We start from the raw sequence: 22,234 nt of genomic DNA, 5'->3' as shown, positions 1-22,234 counted from the left end.
AAAGTTTAGAACTGGTAACCCACGCCTAAGTTGAAACCGTCGGCGTCTTTAGCACCGCCCGCTTTTTCATAATCGGCTTTAAATACCACGTTTTCATGTAACCAGTAATTCACACCAATATTAGTTTGGGTGATTTCGGTGTCAACATCATTGCCAGCCTTGTTATCCCACGCATTGTAACGGGCAAAGACACCAAAGCTTTCGTTGAAGCGATATGAAGGCTCAATGTAATAGCCTTTCTGCTTATCTTGTCCTAGGGCTTCTGCCTCTTTGCCATCGATATCCCATTGAGCATAAAGTGCTTTAATGGTGAAGTTTTGAATGCTGTAGATAGCGTGCGCGGTTAACAGTGTGGCCGATGCCGTATCGACATCCGCAGCCCCTTGGGTTAAATCAGATTGATATTGTGCAGAAGCAGCCAGCTCTAAACCGGGCACAGCCGTGTATTTCACGCGGGCGGTATAGGCTAAATCTTCACCCTTAGCGTTAGATACTTTTTGGCGACCGCTACGAATATTAAATGCTTTGTCGCCCGTTGTGGCAACAGCAAGACCGCTAGTCACTGCGGTATCAAATGCAAGGCCAGGTGCCGCTTTAATATTTAACGCTAAACCCGCCTCCCACCAAGTAGCAGGGATGATGTCAGCTTCAACCGGATTACGCTCAACACCGTAAAATGCAGGTGGCTCGTGGGTTTCGTTGATAATACCGACAGGCATCAGGAATAAACCCGCTTTACCCGTGAAGCTCTGGTTAAAATCATGCTCGATATAGGCTTGTTCTATCTCGACTTCCCCCTTTTTACCTTCGCCAGCCAATGCATGTTCCACTTCTAGCTCAGAGAAAAAACGGGTTTTCTCAGTAAATTCATGGCCAACGAACAACACAAAACGATGAAAATCGAATTCTTTTTTGTCTTTGCCTTTAATGTTGTCTGAAATGTTGTTGTAGTGCAGTTCGCCATAACCACCAATAGTCGTTGCACTCTTACTTGAGCCAGTTTCTTCAACGGCATCGGCGGTTTTTTCTACGCGTTTTTCAGTTTCTTCTAAGCGTTTTTCAAGATCCTGCAGCACTTGCTGTTGCTGCTCAATTACTTTACGCAGTTCTTGTGTTTCATTCGTCGCGAGCGCCTGATGGCTAGCAAAGAGGCTCAATAGCGCAGTAGCAAGTAGTGTTTTTTTCATTATTTCCCCTGAAATGGTTACAATTTGTAAATGTATGTAAAAATTGTTAGAGATTTTACACATTGGTTTAAATAATGCAAACAATTCGCATTTGGATTTATGATTTAGATCAATTCTTATTTAATTTGAGTTCGGTTTAATAAGTTATAACTGCAATAGCATTCAACTCTGTGTTAGTGATATTCAGTTGTGGCTTATTGTCATTAAATTGATAAGCGATCTGCACCGCTTCATATAGAGCACATCACGTGCTCTGGCTGTAAATAAAAAGTTTCAGCCAGTGGCTGAAACTTCATCTCTGCATCAAAACACAAGCTGGAAGTTGATATTCGCGTTCGAGGATATTGATTAAGTCAGAAAGCTGTTTTACATCTGTTTAAGATTTATCGCAGTGAATTGACATATCACGCAGTTCAAGCAATTTTTGCTCAAGATTACTTCATAGGTATCTACCAGTGGAAATCAGTCTTTTTATGTGTGTTTTAGTAGCCTGATAATGTTGTAGTTTCACCAATGGTTTTATATCAGATACTGCTAAAAAGTGGGTAATACCGCGATGAGATTGAAAGCCTGCTATGACGCAGTTTATGATTATAAGCGATGACTGTATATCGTTCTGATAAAGCCTCTTACACAGACGATTTTATAGTCTCGCCTTTTGCATGAGCCATTTACCTGTAGGTTTCATAGTGGGTGTAGAGTATGAAGCCAAGCAGAATCCCCAATCCCATTTGGCTTCATTTACTCTTTGATTAACTCTTTTTTGAGAGCATCTTAAAACTGATAGCTCACGCCGACATTCATTGTCGTCCCTAAGCCTTTAGTGTTGTAGCCTATAAAGGTAAAAGATTGCGAGCGGGCAGAATAGTAATCTTCGTTGAACAGGTTTTCCACACCAAGGGATAAAGTCCAATCATTTATTTGGTAGCTACTGCTCAAATTGACAATGTTGTAATGCTCAACGGGGCCTTGGCTGCCAACATATGCACCATTAATTGGCTCGAATCGGTCGCGATCGCCGATATATAAATAGGCAAGGCTAATATTGCTGTTGTCTGTTGGTTGCCAATCTAAGGTAGCGGTAAATTTAGGTGGTGAGATGATTTGCCCGTCTAAATACTCATCTTTTTCGGTATCTTTACCTTCGACAAAACTATAGCTCATGCCAGTGCTGAGATTGTCTAACCAAGCGTAACTGACTTGTGCTTCGTAACCCCAAATTTCTTGCGGGGCACGAATAGGAACATAGGCACCTGATACTGCGTCGTATTTGCTGCTGGTGCCGAGTTCTGATTCGCTGAAAAAGGCCGCTAGCTCATAGGAAAAGGCATCAACATAGCCTGAAATGCCTATCTCATAGTTATCAATAATGGCTGCCTGTGATTTGATTAAGGCGATATCATTGACTGCCGCAGCGCGTAACAACAAACCAAGATCAGAAATATCTGCTCCTTGGGAATAACTGATAAACGGGCTAGCAAAGCTGCTGCCTGTATAACGTAACCCTAAGTTATAGGTGGTGGCGTTAAAGCCGAGATCGCCTCCTTTAACATCAATCGATTCGGTACATTGAGTCGCACTCGCACACAGTTTTAACGTACTGTAATCTTTAACACTTAAATCCACACTATCCTGACGAACTCCCGCCTTAATGACCCAATCATCAAATATCACCCATTTAGTTTGCAGATAGAAAGCAAGATTGGTCATGTCCATTTCAGGTACCCAAATACGGCCATCTTCAAGGGGCTGGCTGCTGATATCCTGCAAAGCATCGACCCCATAAACAAAATTAGTGACTATGTTGTCCCAATCGACCTCGGTATTAAAGTTGGCGCGTAAGCCAATTTTTTCAGACAGAATAATCGATTGCCCACCGCTGTATCCTTCTGATGGATTAGCGAGTGAGGAAGAGAAGAAAAACATGTTATCAATTTTTTGGCCGTAGGCGTCTAACACCATTTGTGTGCTATCTAATAATGCATCGTCCACATACTTCAAGGTAACGTTATGGTTACCCTTAGGTCCCTGTGGTTCGCCGAGTTTAGGCTTGCCTGAGGTATCTTTAATGGCGTAGGTTTTAACGCCAGAATTGATACTGCCACTGACATCAACTAAGTCTGCATCCTGTTGTGCTTCGTAGTAGTTGTAGGTGAATTGCAATGACTTTGCGTCAGTAAACTGGTATTGCAATTTGGTAAATAGGTTTTGTGTTTTCGTTTCGGATAATCCATAAACTAGGCCTGGTACGTCACCTTCTGCATCACGCTGTAGGCCCGTTTCTTCGGTCACAGCATTTAATACATAACTGAACTTTTCAAGTGAGCCATCCACTCCAGCATTAAAGCGATAGCCAGCGCTGTCTTCAAATTTGACTGTGCTGAATTTACTCGAGGCACCAAGATTCACTTGTGCTTTACTGTCGCCAGGTTTCTTGGTGATGTAGTTGATAATACCGCCTGCTGCACCATTACCGTAAATCGAGGTTGCACCTTTAATGACTTCGATACGCTCTATGGCGTTCGCATCCACTGAGCGCATATCAAGCGAGCCATTACGCAATGGTGTCGATTGCGGTACACCATCAATCAGTATGAGTGCCTTACGGCCACGTAACGTTTGTCCTGCATTACTTGAGGTTCCTGAAGATGGCGCTAAGCCAGGGACTCGCATTGCTAGAATATTCTGTAGCTCAGAACTGACCTTGAGGTCTTGGTTAAGCGTGGCGTTATCAATTAAGGTGACAGATGAGGGGACTTCATCAATACGCTCCACGACGCGACTTCCTGAGATAATCAGGCGTTCAATATTTGCAGGTGGCGTGGTAGAGGTCACTGGTGTGGTGGCAAAGGCCATACCTGAGAATAACACTGAACCAACTAAGGCATAACGTATTGAAGCTGCACAGGGGGTGAGCGCGAGTCGCATAGTAAATCCTATATAAGTGAAAACGGAATAAAACCTAGCATTGAGTCCAACCAAAGACTTATGCACCAAGCAAGAAGGGCACGAATGATAATTATTACTGAAAAGTTTTGCGGGTTATTTACATTTTTTAATTTTTATGGAGATTAATCTTTTTCTGTCATGGTGATGGTAAAAATAATGTTGAGTCACTTTAATTGGGTTGCATCGACTTACATTTGGCTTATCGGCCCTAGCTCAGTAAAATCTTTCCATTAGTAGAGCCCGTTTGGCTCAAGGATCTTCACGCCCGTCATGGGATTTAAAGAGTACCAGATGAAATCAATGCGTTTAGGCTTAGTGGGTTTGGCAGTCGTGCTCGGATTATCGGCCTGTGCGACCACGCAATCGTCGATGGGTCGTGGGTAGACTTGCACTTTTCTGCGACGCAGATAAGTATGACGAAGGTCAAAAAACGTAGACATTGCTGAAGTCAATTCTAACTAAATGGCCAAATTAACCGTACATCTTAAATACGAAACCAAACAATGGAACGAAAAATGCCACTTACACAGAGAATTTTATAGTCTCAAATCTGATTTATTGATGCGGTTAAAGGCAGATGTAAGGTGAAGCAGGTTCCTTGACCTTCTGCTGAGCTGGCCATCAGGGAACCACCCAGTATGCCCACTACAATATTTCGGCAAATAGAAAGCCCTAGCCCCGAACCACCCGAGCCAAGTTTAGTGGTGAAGAAAGGCTGCCATATGCGCGCTAAAATAACTTCGCTCATACCCTTGCCGTTATCGATCACATAAATAGTAACGTAGTCGTCTTTTATTTCAGCGCTTATGGTGATTGTGCCACTGTCGGTTGGTTCGAAGGCATGTACTGCTGCATTGTGTAGTAGATTTGAGATTACTTGCCCAAGCGCCCCAGGGTAACCATCGCAACTAATTTCAGGGCTGATAGTGTTTTCGAAGGTCCATTTTACGTTTTTATGGGCGGTACGTAACATAGTGATATGATCATTAGCGACGTCGTGTAGCTTAAAGATACGACGCTGCTCGGATGTTTGGTCTACTGATATGTTTTTAAAACTGGCGATGAGGTTGGCCGCACGCAAGCAGGAGCGTAAAATCATGGGTGTGCCTTGGCTACAGTGCTCAATATAATTATCGAATGTTGAACGGAGCATCTTGCCGTCTTTAATTTGTGCCGCTATATCTTTAGTATTGGCTTCTAGCGCAGAGGCTGCCGTTACGGCAATGCCGATAGGAGTATTTAGTTCGTGGGCAACCCCAGCAACTAATGCTCCGAGAGAGGCGAGTCGTTCTGACTCCATTAAAGCATGCTCAGCTTTTTTTAGCTCCGCTTGCTGTCGCTCACGGTCAATCTCAATTTCAGTGAGGCGCTTTTCTGCGCGTGCAATACAGCCTGCAATGCTAGCTTCTAACCCACCATGAACGCTAAGTGCATCTACATACTCGCCATGACCGAGGTGCGATATATGTTTTTCAATGGTGCCCAGAGATGCACCGAGAATACGTTGTAATGCCCATGCCGCTAAACCAATAGTGAGTGCCGATAAAATGGCTAGTAAGGTGAGCCAATATTGTAGAGCAGTTGCAGTTTGTAAATGAGACTGCACGTTAAGTTGCGTGCGTTCATCCAGTGCTACGGTGAAATTTAAAATAGGTAACATAATGCCGGCTTTGGCTTTTTGATAATCGTTTGAGTGAATAATGGTAATGGCCTGCCAGCTTTGTGTTTGTCCATTACTTGTTGCTTGCTCGCGAAGTACCATTGCTTGGCGCTCCAAATTAACAAGAGCGTCAGAGCTATCTTTGGCAGCGTTAAGTAAACTGAATTCATGCTCGGTGACATCGGCCTGACGCATTAAATCCGTTAACTTTGCAGCAGTACTTAGTGGGCGAGGCCTTTTATCAGACTCAAGAACTAAATCCCAGTATATAGAAGAGTAATTTTCAGGACGCGGCACTAGACCATCACGAATGTCGAGTACTTCCTGAAATTGTTTCTTATACATAGGGTTACCTGTCACCACGTATAAGCGAACCATGCGAGTAAGATCATTAGATGTTTGCCGTAGCTCATCAGCTAAGTGAAGAGAATGCTCGCGATTGAGCTGGGCCTTATCAATTGCGAGCCTAGAGTCCATATACAAATAGAACGTTATAGACATGGCCAAAAGTAATAAAAATGCGGCAGCCAATGTGGCATAGAATACGCTCAATGCATGGGGCTTTTTCATTGTGGATATCCAATCAATGTTTGCCAAGGCCATAGTATTCACACAACACTGGCGGGAGTCGTTTTTCTGTGACTAAAGCTAAAATAGCTTGCACCACAAGAGGATCAAACTGGCTGCTGCTGCGACCGAGGATATAGTCTATTGCCTGATTAAGGGGCCAAGCGGTTTTGTATGGGCGCTCACTCATTAAGGCATCAAATACATCAACCACAGCTACAATGCGTGCACTGAGTGAGATTTGCTCTCCAGATAATCCTCTTGGATAGCCGTTGCCGTCAAAGTATTCATGATGGCCGCCGGCAATTTCAGCTGCGATAGAAAAATAATTTCTGCCTTGTATCAATTCGGATGCTTTAAATAGAATATCTTCACCCATGCGGGCATGTGTTTCCATGATGGTGCGCTCGTCACTATCTAGTTTGCCTTTTTTTTGCAAGATGCAATCTGGAATGCCTATTTTACCTATGTCGTGGAGAATACTCGCCCAACCTACTTTTGATAAAAAGCCCTGAGTCAGCTCGTCTGTAAAATGTCCATTTTGCAATAGTTCATTAGCAATTGCCTCAGTCAAATCACGTACGCGTAACACATGCAATCCTGTGTCTTCATCCTTATGTTCGGCTAAGCTCGCCATGGCTACAACGCTGGCTTCCTGTGATTTTTTAAGCTGACCAAATAAATGATAATTGTCGTAGGCCGCTGACATGCGCTCACAAAATATTTCAAGCAATGCTTGTTCTGCAGCGTCAATTTCATATATGGGGGAGAAGTATATAAAGAATATGTGTCCGTTGTGTGCGGGGATGCAAAGCACGTCGTGAGGGTGTAGAAAAACGGATTTTTGGTTTTGGTGGGCTAATGCTATGTTGTGGGTTAACTCAGGCTGATTAATAAGACCTTGCTCATCGGCCTCAAGCGTTTCATACAGTCCAGTGGTAGCTATTATGGTTAACCGTTCTGGTGTATCTGGTTGCATGCCTTTGGCCATCACCAGGATGCCTTCTGGGGGGAACTTTAGCAGTACGCTAATTTGATCAAGTATACCTGAGGCAAACTGTTTCAGAGATGAAATGCGGTACAGGCTCGATGTGCCCTCTAAAATTTTCATCAGGCCGATGCGGTTTTCCTCGAGAGACCAAAGACTGTCATAGGCGCGCAGCGAAGAGATCACCACAGTGAATAGTTTTTCCGCTGTTAATTCTGTTTTTAATTTATAGTCGTTAATATCGTAGTCAACGATAACGCTTTTCTCAGGGGCATAGCCAGGTTGGCCAGTACGTAACACAATACGGACCATGTGATTACCTAATTCATTTCTGATCCATTTAACTAGCTTGAGGCCGGCGTCATCCGTCTCCATCACCACATCAAGCAATATAAGTGCGAGGTCAGTTGAATGGCTTATTATTTCGATCGCCTCGCTGGCAGAGTAGGCGTGTTGTACATTAAGTGTCTTGTTTTTATAGGTGAAGCTGTTTAACGTTAATCTGGTAACGTTGACGATATCAGGCTCATCATCTACCACTAATACATTCCACACTCGTTGGTGGTTTTTTTCTTTTGTTTCACAGGTGTCTTCGGTTAGCCAATCATTGAGAAAATCACTCATGTGGAAAGCCTCATTACTTACGAGTAGTTTGAGTTTGATAGTTATTGCCTAACCTGATGTATTGAGTCCGGTAGAGGTCCTATTTGGGTTTATCCGTGACTTGTTGTCCATCTTTCAATTCCACGTTGTTGCCTAAGATTGCAAGCAGGTCAATCCTTTGAGCCTTTTCCTGTTTTCTATGCCAACTCAAGCAGTTTGAAGACCATCGTTAAAGTTACTATCCCATATTTTGTATTTATTTTTTATGAGTGGTTAAATGACTTGGTGGTTTTTATTTGTATTTGAAGTGTAATGTATTTGTATATTTTTGGTTTAATTTGTTGAATAAATATGGTCACCCTCGCGGTTTTTTTCAAGGTAGCTGTCACTCTTGCTCAAATATTAAGCAGCTATTCTATTGGTGCTTTATTTGGGTTTAGGGTCACGGCTCCAAAAGCCTCACAGATAGGTGGGAATAAGGGGATAGGTGATAATTGACCTAGTGGTTTTAAATAGAGCTAGACGCTACTGAAAAATAAAGCGCAAAACCGCTAGGTTTCGACTCATATGATATTTCGGGACAGATCTTGTATGTAGCGCCTCACATTAGCTTAGTTACTGCAAAATCTGATAAGCAAGATGCAAACAAACTTCTTCCCTAGCAAATTTGGGGGCATAAACGTGCCAGAACTGATTGGCCTGGCATGAGTTTGGACCAAAGCGCGTGAGCCCGAAGCTCGCGCAAAATAGCAGAGTTTTAGAACGTGAATCAGACTAGGGAAGTTTGATTCACTGTAACGGTTTATCAAATCCCTCATGATCAGGCAACAAATGGCTGAACTTCGAGCGATGGCAAACTTTGGGTAGAAGTGGGTTAAAGCCATCTGTCGGATCCGGCATAAATAGGGCTGATATAGACTTGTTGAGCGACGATGACGAGTGTGAATATCGCACGTTTTCTTGGCATTAGTTGTTATAGTAATATTGCGTAGCGATAGGGGTATTACACCATTAAACTTCAACAGTTCTTCGATGCGGCCTAGATAATCCCTAGATCTCCTTAAAAAGTTGGGAGCACTCAAACCCATGCATCAGTAAGGCTACAGGCGAGTCGTTGCATCAACCCTAGATGAGGATGCAACGGCGTGTTTTTATTGCTTCTGTGTTAACGCTTTAGGGCGTGAAGGGGAGGGCGAAATGCGGGGTTTTTGGCTGTTTTTGGTGAATTGATGGCGCCCAAATGGATCTTTCTATTCGGCTCACGGTTTCGGTCGTTGCCTCATTGCCCAGGGTAAATAATACCAATCGTATTCACTGGATTGGCGGAACACAAGCCTAAGTATTAGCAGCATAAAAAAACCAGCACGAGTGCTGGTTTTTACTGTTAGAAGATTAGCGTTTGCACTTTAGGTGATTATTTACCTGAACAGCCGTAGGTGGTGAGGTAGGTATCAGCCGCCTTCGCGTTGACAATACCGTAACCAAAATAGACATCTTTCCCTGGGGTACCCGCATCCATTGCGGTCGCTTTTAGCGCGTTACGTATCTGGGTGCCAGTACATTCTGAATGGTTAGACCATACCAGTGCCGCCATACCCGATACCGCTGGTGTTGCCATAGAGGTACCGCTCATAAAGCCGTAATCGCTGCCACCAATAGAGACAGTGATATTCTGTGCTGCTAATAAGGCCGCTTTGTCTTCTAGGGCTGCGCCAACGGCAGGGATAGACGTCGCATTCGTGTCACCTAAGGTGGCGTATAACATGCCTGATTCATTGTTAACTATGACAGCAGCAACCCCGCCCGAGTTTTCACAGTTCAGTACTTTATCGTGGAAGGAAATGACGCCACGATCGATAATACATACCTTACCATTCGCATTTGCATCAGTGGCTTGTGCCGTACCCATGAAATAAGTGTCTGCCGACGCTGCACCTAGGTTTTCCATCGCAGAGGAGGCGACTGTTGCACCATCTGCCGTGACAGATGCCGCGGTTGCCATGCCTGCTGGGTATGTCGATAGGGTATCAACGCCACCGGCTGTGACTTCAACACAGATACCGTCGTTATTGGTCGCTCTCTTGCCACGACCGCTTAGACAGGTTGGGAACTGTGAGAAATCGGCAATATTATTATCGGCATCGTTGGCGCCAATCATCATGACGGATGGGTAACCCGCAGGATAGGAGCGCACAGAATTAGCGTCATTACCCGCAGCTGCAACCACTAAGCCCCCCGCGGCAGTAAAGGCGTCGAAGGCATTCTTTTCGGTATTGTTGGCACCACCACCGCCTAAGCTCATGCTGATGATATTCGCGCCCGCATTGCTACATTTATTAGCCGCATAGGCCAAGTCTGATGAATAGCCCCAGCCAGAGGCATTAAATACTTTCACTATGTGCATTGCTACGCCTGGCGCCATACCAATGACACCCATATTGTTATTTGCCGAACCTATGGTTCCAGCGACGTGGGTACCATGTGGACCGCCATTTTGAAACCAGTTACCTGTACCTGAGTCGTTGTCACCCGTGATATTGTTCCAGTCAAAATCTGGGTTTGAGTTATCTAAACCTGAGTCTATGACACACACTTTCATGCCCGCACTTGGGTTAAGGGCCACTTGATTCGCACGGGATTGATAAATGGCGTATGGGGTGACCTGTGCCGTCATTGGGTTGCCCACACTATCCTTATACAAGGACATAGGGTAGCGACGAAGATCTTCTTCAATCAGCGTGATATGTGGATTATTGAGTAGGCCTTTTACCTGTGCTAGGTCTTTGCCTGTAAAAGTGGCTGCAATAAATTGGTCGCCTTCGAGCTTAATGTCACCGCCTAACTTTTTTGCTAGCGCTTTAACTACGCCCTTATGTCCAGCTTCAACTTGAATGACATAACGATGGTCATCCGCCTGTGCTTGGGTGATAACGCCAACGGATAAAGCGATGATTGCGCTTGCTATTTTTGTTAGTTTCATTGTTTTGCTCCATTTGTGTTCAAGGTTGTCATTCCTAAGTTGCATCAAATGTCTAAATCGCATCCTTATGCTACAGACTAAAGTCCTATACTTAGGCATTTTCAAACTAACATAGGGGATGGTATTAACAAGTGCATAGCAAAATTAACAAAATGTGCGATTTAGCTGGTTTTAATAAACACTGACCAGTTTGTGAATGGCGCAGGCGTTGCAAGGCTAACATTCTAAATAAAATGATAAATCTATCTGTGTTAATTTAATGGCGCATGGCTGGCAGCATAGCGAGAGTCAGTCCGTTACTTCGTATGCTGCCTACAATAGGGCTGGCTATTGTCTAAGATGCGAGATGTTCAAGATAAAGCTGTTCGACTTTTCCCCAGTTAATCACTTGATAAAATGCGTCAATGTATTCGGGGCGCTTATTTTGATATTTAAGATAATAGGCGTGCTCCCATACGTCTAAGGCGAGTATCGGCGTGTGGCCATGCATCAGCGGGCTGTCTTGATTGACGCTATTTTCTACCCTTAGGTTGCCGCAGCTATCTAAGGTTAGCCATGCCCAGCCACTGCCAAAACGACTGACTGCCGCCTGGGTAAAGCGCTGTTTAAATTCGGCAAAACTGCCAAAGGTTTGTATGATTGCCTGGGCTAATTGACCGCTAGGCTCTGCACCGCCATTCGGGGACATGACTTGCCAAAACAGGCTGTGATTGGCATGTCCACCGCCATGATCGCGTACTATTGCTTGGAGGTTATCGGGTAATTGCTTAATTTGTCTCAGTAATTTCTCCAAGGGCCAAGTGGCATATTGATTGTCTTTTAAGGCCGCGTTGAGATTATTGACATAGGTTTGGTGGTGGCGACTATGGTGGATTTCCATGGTCAGAGCATCGAGGTGTGGCTCTAGGGCGTCGTAGGCATAGGCTAGTTGGGGTAGTTGGTGTGACATGTTTAACTCCTATTGTATTGTTTTATATCAATTAATACATTCGTTCTGGCCTAAATCTCATTAGTGATATCGCTGGGGGCTGGCTGGCTGTTTGAGAAGCTGGTTAGTCTGATTGTCAGGGCCATAATGTTGACAAAACTGCATGAGTTCTATGCTTGCCCTTTGTTGATGTAAGTAGAGGTTTGGCACCGCGATTTGTTGTTCGGCGAGCTGGTTGAGGCGCTGATAGGGTTGGCAAAGATGGGCACGCGCCGCTTCTATGTTGTGTTCTGCGCAGTAGCAATCGGCGAGATTATGGTGACTGATCACAAAGGCGCTGAGCATACATTCCGATAGTGCTGCAGTGTTATCTAGCACCCATTGGGTAATTGCCAGCGCTTGTTGATAATAGTGTTTGGCGGCAGACAACTGCCCTTGTTGAAAGGCTTGGTTGCCCTTGATGATTTTTTCTTGCCAAGGTGAGAGTGCCCCATAGGGCTGGCATTGGGTCTGTTCGGATAAAATAGTCATGTTGACACCCGTATCATAGAATTAGTCTACGGTATTGATAATGGTTATCAATTGCAATGTCGATGGTGGGAATTGTTCTCATCTTTACATTATGAAGGCATGTGCTGCTGCAAAATGGTACCGAACAACAGACAGAAAAAATCTAGGGTCGGTTTTTGTTTGCTGATGCATCTTGAGCGGCCGATACCTATCTTGTATAACCAGTGACAAAAATGTGGCTATCCATTTTAGATCAACAACATAATGCACTTTTGGTTTGTCTACAACTTGTATGAGCTAAAATTGCTTAAATGAGAGTCATCAAAAGTTGAAGGGCTAAAGCTAAGGCATAAAAATGAGCTAACTCATTAAAAAATAGTGTATTTAAGACATGCTAACCCACCCAATAAAACAAATGGGCAGTGATTGGTTTAGTTAAGCAGGATTACAGTTAGTTGCTGTGAAAGTGCTGACAGCTTGCCGCAAAGTGCCGTCGTCGCTTTTCTAGATGTTCACAGTAATCAGTGAGTTCTTGCAGCGTACCCACCGGACCGCGAAATAGCTTGCCAAACTCAGTAGTGAGCTTGAGCCAATTGTCATGTGGGATATTTAATCTTGTCAGTAACTTAGCGCTATTTTCACTGATTGCTCCACGTTTATCATTGCGGATTATTCGGCCTGCATCATCCACTAATTCGAGATAATCCGTTAAGTAAAACGCAATGCCATTGGGCTGGTTCTCGCGCTCATTACCGATAAAAGGCAGTAGATTTTTAGGTTGTTCACCTTTTAATGCGGCCCGAATACGCAGCTGCCAGTGGTCGATTATGGCCGGTACCTAGGAGTGTTGTTCTACTTGGTCCTATGATCCTGCGTGTTTTTACCTGCTGGTGTGTCCGCTAATTTTATGCTGGCTATTTGTTTGTTGGGATAAGGGGATGGATAGGGCTGATGCCTGGCATTAATTTGAATGTTTACGTTTGTAAGTGGCTTTACCTGCAGATGTATTAGTCGTTCAGACATTTGTTCGTGTCAGTGGGGGAAGCCGACATTGATAGGGCAGATATAGACGTGTTGTGCAACGATGTCGAGTGAGAATACCGCACGTTTTATTAGCATTAGTTGTTGCTGGTGTGTTACGTATCGATAGGTGAATTACACCATTCTGGTTCAAAAGTTCTTCGATGCGGCCTAGATAATCCCTAGATCCTCTCAAAAAGTTGGGAGCACTCAAACCCATGCAGCAGTAGGGCTACAGACGAGTCATTGCATCAACCCTACAGGAGGATGCAATGGCGTGCTTTTGTTATTCTTGTGTTGATTTTATCAGGTTAAAAAGGTCAGGGGAATTGCGAGGTTTTGAGCAGTCTTGCGTGAGCTCCAAGCGCTCAATCTCCACTCGACATCACACTTCTGGACAGATTCGGTTTAGAATGCTTATTCCAAGCCTTTAAGGGGCAAAAACACTGGTTAAGTAGAGAACAGTTTGCTGACCTAAACCGTTAAACACGTGTACTGAGATCACTAAATTAATACGCTTCGCCCCGTTGGAAAATGTTCTAGACGATCTCCAAGGACTTCTTTAAGTAATCCAAATGCTTTCATTCCTGTGCAGTGTCCTGTGTACAGCTTGTCAATTGGATAGTGTGACAAAGCCTGACCAATTGCTTGAATATCTTGTTTAGTCCCACCAATGCTATTAAATAGTGGCAAACCAACTAAGTGAAAACCTCCAACAACTGCTTTTATTCTATGGTTAGGGAACAGTTCAATAGCAGTCTCTACCATATTTAAAACACCGCTGTGAGCACAACCAGTAAAGACGATTAGGCCATCGCTTTCTTTAACGACCAAAAGTAATTCATGATCAAATATATCATTTTCGTAACCATTTTCTGATTGGGTATAGAGATACCGATTCCCTTTTGGTTTTTCATATTTATTACTAATTTCGGTTATAATAAAAATGTTCGGCAATATCTCTGTTGTATGTTCAACAAAAACTAAGCGCTCACTTGCATTTTTTAGCAATTCTTTATTAATACCAACATCATTTTTAAAACCAAACGCCTTAAATCGATAGTTTTTATCCTCACAGTTTTTCAAATATATCTTTGCTTTAGAATTTCGTTCAATAAAGTGAGTAGTACCATTGCAATGGTCGTGGTGACGATGAGATATTACTGCGAGATCAACGTCTTGAATGCTAATATTCATCAATGCCGCATTTTCACAGAACGTACTACTGCTTCCTGTATCAAACAGAATTTTGCTTCCCATTGTCTCTACATGAAAAGAGAGCCCCCGCTCAACAGCTAGTTCTGGCCTACTGTCTAAACGAGTATTATCAACTAATGCTGTAAGTTTCATCATTATCCAAAATAGTGGTATTACTTTTGCGCTTAACGCTTTATACCTGCACGAAGGTAATTAAAAGAAGGCGGTTGCCATCATTACAAAAATTTTTGGTTCAGGCTACTTCACGGTCAGTGATTATACCGGATTAAAAATTGCTTTGGTGCAGAAGTGAGTTAAAGCAACCAGTCGGATCTCATTCCATCGTGCGTTTAGTTTGGCCTGTTCTTAGGCCACTATCTTCACCTGCAGACGTGTTACCCAATCACAATGGCATCATGGCCAGTTGCCGGCTTAGTGCGACATGCTCTTGAACTGTACTCTTTTCACCTGCAGACGTGTTATCCAATCCCAAAGCGCATCATGAGCGCTGAACAGTAATTCGCTAATGCCGGTGGTCGATGATGGTGGGTACCTAAGCATGTTGTTCCGCTGGTTCTATGATCCTGCCGTGTTTACCTGCAGCTGTGTCCGCTGATCTCACGCTGGCTAATTGCTTGTTGGGATAAGGGGATGGATAGGGCTGATACCAAGCATTAAGGTGCATGCTTCCGTTCGTTAGCTGCTTAATACCTGCAGATGTATTAGTCGTTCAGGCATTTACATCATGTCTGTGGGTGAAGTCAGTAATGTTAGGGCGGATATAGGCGTGTTATGCGACGATGACGAGTGAGAATACCGCACGTTTTCCTAGTTGTAGTTGTTGCTTATATGTTATATGGAGATAGGGGGATTACGCCATTCGAGTTCAACAGTACTTCGATGCGGCCTAGATAATCCCTAGATAGCCTCAAAAAGTTGGGAGCACTCAAACCCATGCAGCAGTAAGGCTACAGGCGAGTCGTTGCATCAACCCTAGAGGAGGATGCAACGACTCGCTTTTGTTGCTTTTGTGTTAACGATTGAGGGGCGTAAAGGGTAGGGCAAAAGGTGAGTTTTTTGGCTGTTTGGGGTGAATTGATGGCGCCCAAATGGATCCTTCTATTCGGCTCACTGTTTCGGTCGCGGCCTCATCCTGCGAAGGCGTTATCCGCTCCCCGTTTTTGGTCATCGAAATCATGTGAACTGGGATGATCTGCACACTGTTTCTGAGTGATTGAACGCGTTTTTAGGCTCATGCTGCCTTAGTTTGAATTGTTATTGATATGTTTCTATTCAATGGGTGTTGTTCAGTGTGTTGCACCAATATGGTTCAACCGTTTTTTGATGCGGCCTAGATAATCCCTAGATAGCCTCAAAAAGTTGGGAGCACTCTAGCCCAAGCAGCAGTAGGGCTACAGACGAGTCATTGCATCAACCCTAAGGAAGGATGCAATAGCGTGCATTTGTTGCTTTGGTGTTAAATATTGGCAATAGGGTGAAGAGGGTAAAAGCCAAGGTTTTAAACGGTTTTAGACGGTTTTAGGTGAATTGCTTCTGTCTAGGACTAGGCTCATTTTAACCGAGTGCCAGAGTCGTTCTCTTTACCTATATTAGTCATCCTGCATGGATAGGAATAGAGCGATGATCATGTGCAATTATGAGGAATTTTGATTTTCAGATGGGCGGATTTTGTGTCTCGCCGATGCTCACGGTTTGATTGAAACCGAACGCGACACTTTATGATGATGAGAATCGCTCTCAACTCGCTGCAGATGCGAACCATTATCATCGCGGGTCCTTCCGGCGCGGTTGATTGCGGGGGCGGCGACACGCAGTGCTTCACTACATATGAGGATTTTAGAGGGCTTGGTTGTTGTTTTATTAGCGGGCTTTTAAGGGGCGTTCATAATTTTGAACGCTATTTATAATATTGATTTTACTTGATTATTATTCCTATTTCCTCAGAATTTCAAAAAATAGGTGTGCTCGGATATACCAACTTGAACAGATCGATTTTATGATCCTTTGATCTTTGCTTTATGCGCCAATGTTATATCCCCATTTTTTACTTCGCTGGATGAGGTAGTGGCGATATAAGCGGAGCAAAGAGGGCTAAACCACCTTCTTCGGAAGGTGGTTTATTTCAATTTGGCTTATTTTTTAAAGAATGCTTCGTTTGTACCGTATGGGCCTAGGTTAAGATCACGTTTACGAATGGCATCAACACGATCAAAGGCTTCTTCAGCCACTCTCAAGTTTTTCACATCTTTGCGCCAATAGTATTTAAAACCATCAAAATGAGCATTATTCGGATACCAGTAGAACACGCCTAAACCCTCTTTGTTTAAAATTGGCGTGTTGTGGATATGAGCCCCAGGTATGTAGAAGTATTGACCTTTAGCTAGGGTTTCAAATTTATTGTTTGCTAATGTTTTACTTGTGCCATTTACGACGTAATAACACTCAGGTTGGCCATGAAAGTGCGGCTCATGATCTGACTTGCCACCATTAGTAATACCGATAACAACTGGGCTGTCAGACAATTCTTTCCAAATATAGCCAACGGGAGAGTTTTTAGGGTCGCAGTTTTTTGCTTCTAGGACATTGCCATTATCATCCAAGGTTTTACAGAAACGTTGATCCGCGGCGATGCTGTCGTTGGGTTTAATGGTATTAAAATCGATTTTGCCTGCTTCCCAATCAGTAATATAAGCTTCAATTTCTGGGTTACGACATTGCTCAGGCATAGTATCTTGTGGGACATAAGGAGTACTGTCCGCTGGCACCGGTGTCATTTGTTGGTATGGAAGTTGTGCATGGTTACATTGTGGGCCTTGCGCCATAGCTGCCGTTGATGCAAATGCGGCGATTCCAAAAAGCATTTTTAATTTCATCATTATCTATCCTATTGTCTTAATTTTTAAAATGGCGGTATTGTGTTGGTATTATTGTTCTGTCACTAACAATAAAGAGATTGGTCTACCGCAAAGGTGAAATGGATCACGTCATGTTTTCAGTGGCAAACTTATTCGTGACTCTGCTCGCGAATAATCTTATCTGCGACCCTAGCATTAGAAATGGAATTGCAGACTGACTTGTGCATAGTTGGAGGCTCCCTGAGTTGTCCTTGGCTGGGATACTGTGGGCACAAGAGAAGTGATATTGTCTTGCATTTGATAACGACCTATTTCAGCGCCTAAAGTGAGTGATTGGGTTAAATTGGTGAATAAGTTAACCCCAAAATGACTGCGATCTGTTTGTTCTACTTTTGTGGATGTGTGCCCATAAAAGATACTTGAACGTGTGTGTTGGGTCCAAAAGTGCCTATAGGCGAACATGACGGATAAAGAATTTTCTAATTGCCCATCTGTGATATCTCTAGCTGCATCGGTTCCTACATAGCGCCCTAAATGACCATAGTGCAATTGAATACGAAGATCATCTTTCCCTATGGAATGTATTTTTGCCGCTATTGATGTACCACCACCCCATTGGGCTGTATCGGCGGAGTCTAAATATCTTAGTAAACCTGATATTGACACATTACCCCAGTCACCCGATTGGTTGTAACGAACGATCATGTCTGGCAGATAATCATGGTTGGTATCAATCCATAGCGGTTCTGTTGACGTGAGTGCTGTGGCGAATTTAGTTTGTGCACTTGCTTGTTCTGGTGCTTGAGTTCCGTAGGTGTAGGGGTTTTCTAGGGCAAACTGCCAATGGGTTGTGTTATAACGTACCAGCGCTTGCCTTATCATGGCTTGACCAACTAATGGCCCGCCTAAATCGGCCGTTTCAGCAAAGGTGCTTGTATTGACTAAGGTGGACCAAGTTTGCCCAGCCGTTACGCCTTGGTAGGATATAAATGCGTGCCTTAGGCGGGGGCTGTAGGAATTGGAAATTATCGGATTCCCCTGCGCCGAGCCAACAAAGTCAATTTCAGCAAAGGCTTGAACTTCATTTGAGGTGATGGTCATATTTACGCGACTTTCTTGCGCACTGAATTGAGTACGTTTAGTGTTATCCGCGAAAGAACCTCCACCTGTCCAACTGTCTTGAAACTTCAGATTACCTTCAACATAACGTGCGTTTGCCTTAATAAATCCCCCCATTTGTAACTCTGTTCCATAGAGTGGTGAAAACGGAATAAAAAATAGGGATAAGGCGAGTAAAGTGTGTTGCTTCATGGTTGGCTAAATCACATTGAAAAATAAAAAATGCCCTAATAAATAGGGCATAAAAAGAAGGGTCGATCAAAACCGCAGGAACGTCCCGATCGACTTGATTATTAAAAACAAAAGTTAGAATGGAGAGTTAGAAATAATAGCCAAAGTTGATGTTAATGCGTTTATCCCAATCATTACCGACTTCCGGTAATCCAACATGGTCGTTATTGGCAGTAGAGAAGGTCATATTTTTACCCATAACAAAGTCGATCATTGTGTAGGTAGGACCTGCAGAAATCGCCATACCAGTGACGTTTTGCATACTGTTATCGTAGCTATCATCATCAACATCTGGCGTCATTAAACCAAAGTCGTTGTAGAACTTAATGCTACCCCAATCTGTGTTCACGGTTTTGGCAATGTTGATGTTATAGGCTTGGCCCTTAGAAGCAATTTCATACTGCCAGCTCACTACTGACACGCCAATTTTATTGGAGTCGATAGCATCTGCAGCATCGTATTCATATTGCATGGCTTGCATTTGTAAATTCCAGCCTTTGTAGCTGCTGTCTAGATGCAATGCTACGGCATAGCGATCGCCATTGTTGCCCGTCTCGCTGTTGTAGATTTGGCCATACTGCACAGAGCCACCAAAGGTAGTCGAGCCGCCTTCGTATTCTGTTGTATAAGTTTGGCGCACGTTTAACTGGTTAGTTTCTTCATTGTGATACTCAGTGCCATTGATGGTACCGGTATACAAATCGGTCGAATAACGCTTATTCTCGGTCGCACCATATTCAGCATTTTTGTAAAAGGCTAAATCAGTATGCCAACCATTTTTTTCGTAGGTGGCTTTAAGACCGATATCATGATCATCCTCAAAACCTAAATAGTAAGGTAGACCAAACCACCAACTGTTAGAAATAAACTCGCGATTACCAAAGGGTACCTTGTTGATACCAAATTGCAGTTGCCAGTCTGGATCAATGTTGTAGTAACCATAACCGTACTTGATATAGTTAGTGCCTGAAGTAAAACGGTATTCTGCGGCTAAACCGAAGTCGCCTTTTTTACCATCAAATTTAATTGCGGCCATATCAAAATTAAAATCGCCGCCTTTGTCTTTTGAGGCTTTGTCATAATCTTTATAACCATAGTTAACACGCACAGCACCGCCAACGTTAATACCATCTTCTTGTTGTTCTGCAGCAAAAGCGGCTGAACTCGACATGGCCATTGCAGTTGCAACCATGGACAGCATAAACCGAGTGGATTGTTTCATCATCGTTACCTTTTATTTTAGTATTTGAATTTTAATAATTAATTTACATTTCTTTGAACCAAGTACGGTGGCATTCAGCACAAACTGGGGCCTTTTTTTCGTGTTCAGCGTGGCAGGCTAAGCAGCTTGCACCTTCGTTGTAGTGCAACGATTTGTGCGGATGAGCCTCTGGGATCGGTAGCTTTTTCTCGTCAACGGGGATGCTGGTTATGTCACCGTGACATTCAACGCACGCTGCGTCGGTAGCATTTTGCTTACCTGAACCTTGGTGACAGCTTTTACAGCCTTCTTGATAGAGAGACTCATGATTTACTCGGCCTTGAGTACTGCCTTTCATTTTGACCAGCTCTCCGGCGTTTACATTGCCAGCAAATACGAATCCAATAAGGAGTGTGAGTAGTAATTTATTCATAATATTTAAGCCTGCATGTCAGATTTGATGGTTTCAGATACGATAATTCCCATCGTCAAGCACTCTAGGCATGCCGTTGAACTTAAACGTGTTCCACCATGTGTACCACCGGTCGCTTCGCCAACTGCATACAGTTTCTTAATTGTCGTTAACGATTGACTGTGCATAACACGGGCACCTAAATCGGTTTTTAATCCTCCCATGCAGTAATGCACTTTTGGCCAGATCCGCGAGACAATAAAGGGAGGTTTCAGCTGTACAGCCGTATCCATCATGCGGCCAAAGAGTGGATCAACACCTTTAGGTACTTGTTGGTTGTACTCCGTAACGGTTTGTTTTAACTCATTTAGTGGGATATTAAACTGCTTAGCTAATTGCTCTAGGCTATCGACTTTCCAGGCAATTTGGTCACGCACGGCACGGGTGACGCGTTCATCGCCAACATGGTCATCATGATTAAAAAACACGACAGGATAAGCGGGGGAACCATCTGCATTACGGTTTTTCATTATGGCGTCAGAGCAGGTTTTTCTGTCGGCACGTTCATTCATAAACCGTTTACCATCAAGAACATTGACGGAAATGCCCTTATGGAAACCAATCGATAGTAACGCATTTGACCAACCGAAGCCGCCTTCATCAGGCGAACCCCAGTGGCCAGTTTGAATAAAGCTCATATGTATAGGCAGTGCACCGTGTGCCATGGCTGTAAGGGTGACTTCTCCAGTCGCTCCTAGCGCATTGGTGCAATCGAGTGTCTTATCAAGCGATGGATCAACCAGCTCACGCAGTTTTAAATTTCGAGAAAAACCACCGTGGGCAAGGATAACGGCCTTGTTAGCTTTGATATAGATTGTTTTGCCAGTTTTGAGATCGGGGAAACGATAATTTTGGCGAACTTTGAGGCCGATAATTTCCTGACCATCCATGATGAAATCTTCAACATAGTGTTGCAGACGATATTCAACTCCTTCTTTTTTACCCACTTCATAAAGTTTAGTGGTGATATCGCCACCCACACCGTGTTGGGTACGAATTGCTCGTGCTTTATTATGTCCACCCACTTGCTGATTAAATCCTTCGCGAAACTTTACTCCTGCATTAATACACAGGTTATAGGCATCCAGTGCGCGATTAGCCATTTGGCGCAACATGTCAGTATTTTGCATACCGCGGCCAGAAATGATCTGATCTTTAACCAGTTCCTCTGGCGAATCATCTTGAATGCCTTGGGCTAATTGGATTGGGTTTTTGGGAATGGCTAGCCAACCGCCATTAATCGCAGAGTTACCGCCAATGACTTGCATTTTCTCCAGTACAAGTACGGAACCAAGACCTTGGCGTTTAGAATTGAGTGAAGCAGATAAACCCGCGAAACCTGAACCCACGACGATAACATCGCGTGTTTCATCCCATTTTATGTTTGATGCGCACTCGTTAGCTGATGCTGCACTTGGCAGTGCGGCTGCAATACCGCCAATAGCTGCACCTGCACCCAGTTTTAAAAAGTTTCTTCTATTATGCATGTTGTTCACCCTCTACTTCAGTATGCAAGCAAGATAGAGGCTATGGGGCAGGCTAAAGGTGAACTAAGTCACGGCTTTTTTGGAGTGGCAAACTTATTCGTGAGTTATGTCTAGAATAATCTTTTTTGAAAATGAATGTTTTTGCAACAAAAATGTAAGTGAAGGGATTTTAATCTATGAAAAAAACTTGTTGTTGCAATGTATGCTTGAGGTAACTCACAAAGAACATAAATAAAATGCTCACTTGCGTGAGCTTTAT

At 43.6% G+C, this 22,234-nt stretch carries 14 protein-coding genes and 1 pseudogene; all 15 read right to left on the bottom strand.

From position 1 onward, the window contains the following. Positions 1 to 5: 5 nt before the first annotated feature. Complete coding sequence (locus tag Q4Q52_RS11405; RefSeq protein ID WP_063882878.1) at positions 6 to 1,187, bottom strand: porin; 1,182 nt, start codon at positions 1,185 to 1,187, stop codon at positions 6 to 8. 774 nt (positions 1,188 to 1,961) lie between these two features. After that, entirely contained in the window at positions 1,962 to 4,115 is a 2,154-nt protein-coding gene (locus Q4Q52_RS11400; protein ID WP_311990668.1) for a TonB-dependent receptor, read from the bottom strand. Between the two features lie 251 nt (positions 4,116 to 4,366). Further along, positions 4,367 to 4,576 carry a hypothetical protein gene (locus Q4Q52_RS11395; protein ID WP_311990667.1) on the bottom strand — a complete coding sequence of 70 codons (210 nt, stop codon included), beginning with the start codon at positions 4,574 to 4,576 and terminating at the stop codon, positions 4,367 to 4,369. A 104-nt stretch (positions 4,577 to 4,680) separates the two neighbouring features. Next, on the bottom strand, positions 4,681 to 6,366 hold the full coding sequence (locus Q4Q52_RS11390; protein WP_311990666.1) for a HAMP domain-containing sensor histidine kinase: 1,686 nt from the start codon (positions 6,364 to 6,366) through the stop codon (positions 4,681 to 4,683). Positions 6,367 to 6,379: 13 nt separating this feature from the next. Further along, positions 6,380 to 7,975, bottom strand: a complete 1,596-nt coding sequence (locus Q4Q52_RS11385) for a DUF3369 domain-containing protein (protein ID WP_311990665.1) — start codon at positions 7,973 to 7,975, stop codon at positions 6,380 to 6,382. 1,393 nt (positions 7,976 to 9,368) lie between these two features. Then, positions 9,369 to 10,934: a S8 family serine peptidase gene (locus tag Q4Q52_RS11380; protein WP_311990664.1), complete on the bottom strand. Its 1,566-nt coding sequence runs from the start codon at positions 10,932 to 10,934 to the stop codon at positions 9,369 to 9,371. A 334-nt stretch (positions 10,935 to 11,268) separates the two neighbouring features. Beyond that, positions 11,269 to 11,883 (bottom strand): superoxide dismutase, encoded by a 615-nt coding sequence (locus Q4Q52_RS11375; protein ID WP_311990663.1) that lies wholly within the window; start codon positions 11,881 to 11,883, stop codon positions 11,269 to 11,271. A gap of 60 nt (positions 11,884 to 11,943) precedes the next feature. Continuing rightward, the gene (locus Q4Q52_RS11370) at positions 11,944 to 12,393 is read right to left on the bottom strand and encodes a hypothetical protein (RefSeq protein WP_311990662.1); all 450 of its coding nucleotides are present in this window, start codon (positions 12,391 to 12,393) and stop codon (positions 11,944 to 11,946) included. A gap of 430 nt (positions 12,394 to 12,823) precedes the next feature. Continuing rightward, positions 12,824 to 13,186 (bottom strand): annotated as a pseudogene (locus tag Q4Q52_RS11365) (transposase); the annotation flags it as partial. Positions 13,187 to 13,896: 710 nt separating this feature from the next. After that, the gene (locus Q4Q52_RS11360) at positions 13,897 to 14,742 is read right to left on the bottom strand and encodes an MBL fold metallo-hydrolase (RefSeq protein WP_311990661.1); all 846 of its coding nucleotides are present in this window, start codon (positions 14,740 to 14,742) and stop codon (positions 13,897 to 13,899) included. A gap of 2,000 nt (positions 14,743 to 16,742) precedes the next feature. Continuing rightward, positions 16,743 to 17,486 (bottom strand): cupin domain-containing protein, encoded by a 744-nt coding sequence (locus Q4Q52_RS11355; RefSeq protein WP_261273109.1) that lies wholly within the window; start codon positions 17,484 to 17,486, stop codon positions 16,743 to 16,745. A gap of 174 nt (positions 17,487 to 17,660) precedes the next feature. Continuing rightward, positions 17,661 to 18,776 (bottom strand): hypothetical protein, encoded by a 1,116-nt coding sequence (locus tag Q4Q52_RS11350; RefSeq protein WP_311990660.1) that lies wholly within the window; start codon positions 18,774 to 18,776, stop codon positions 17,661 to 17,663. A 127-nt stretch (positions 18,777 to 18,903) separates the two neighbouring features. After that, on the bottom strand, positions 18,904 to 20,040 hold the full coding sequence (locus tag Q4Q52_RS11345) for a hypothetical protein (protein ID WP_012089431.1): 1,137 nt from the start codon (positions 20,038 to 20,040) through the stop codon (positions 18,904 to 18,906). 40 nt (positions 20,041 to 20,080) lie between these two features. Further along, positions 20,081 to 20,449 (bottom strand): cytochrome c3 family protein, encoded by a 369-nt coding sequence (locus Q4Q52_RS11340; protein ID WP_012089430.1) that lies wholly within the window; start codon positions 20,447 to 20,449, stop codon positions 20,081 to 20,083. A 5-nt stretch (positions 20,450 to 20,454) separates the two neighbouring features. Continuing rightward, entirely contained in the window at positions 20,455 to 21,975 is a 1,521-nt protein-coding gene (locus tag Q4Q52_RS11335) for a flavocytochrome c (protein WP_311990659.1), read from the bottom strand. Positions 21,976 to 22,234: the final 259 nt, after the last annotated feature.

Source organism: Shewanella sp. SP1S2-4 (assembly GCF_031932075.1).
In the GTDB taxonomy this organism is placed as follows: domain Bacteria; phylum Pseudomonadota; class Gammaproteobacteria; order Enterobacterales; family Shewanellaceae; genus Shewanella; species Shewanella baltica.
Note: the sequence above shows the minus strand (reverse complement) of the source record. Positions and strands in the feature narration are given on the sequence as shown.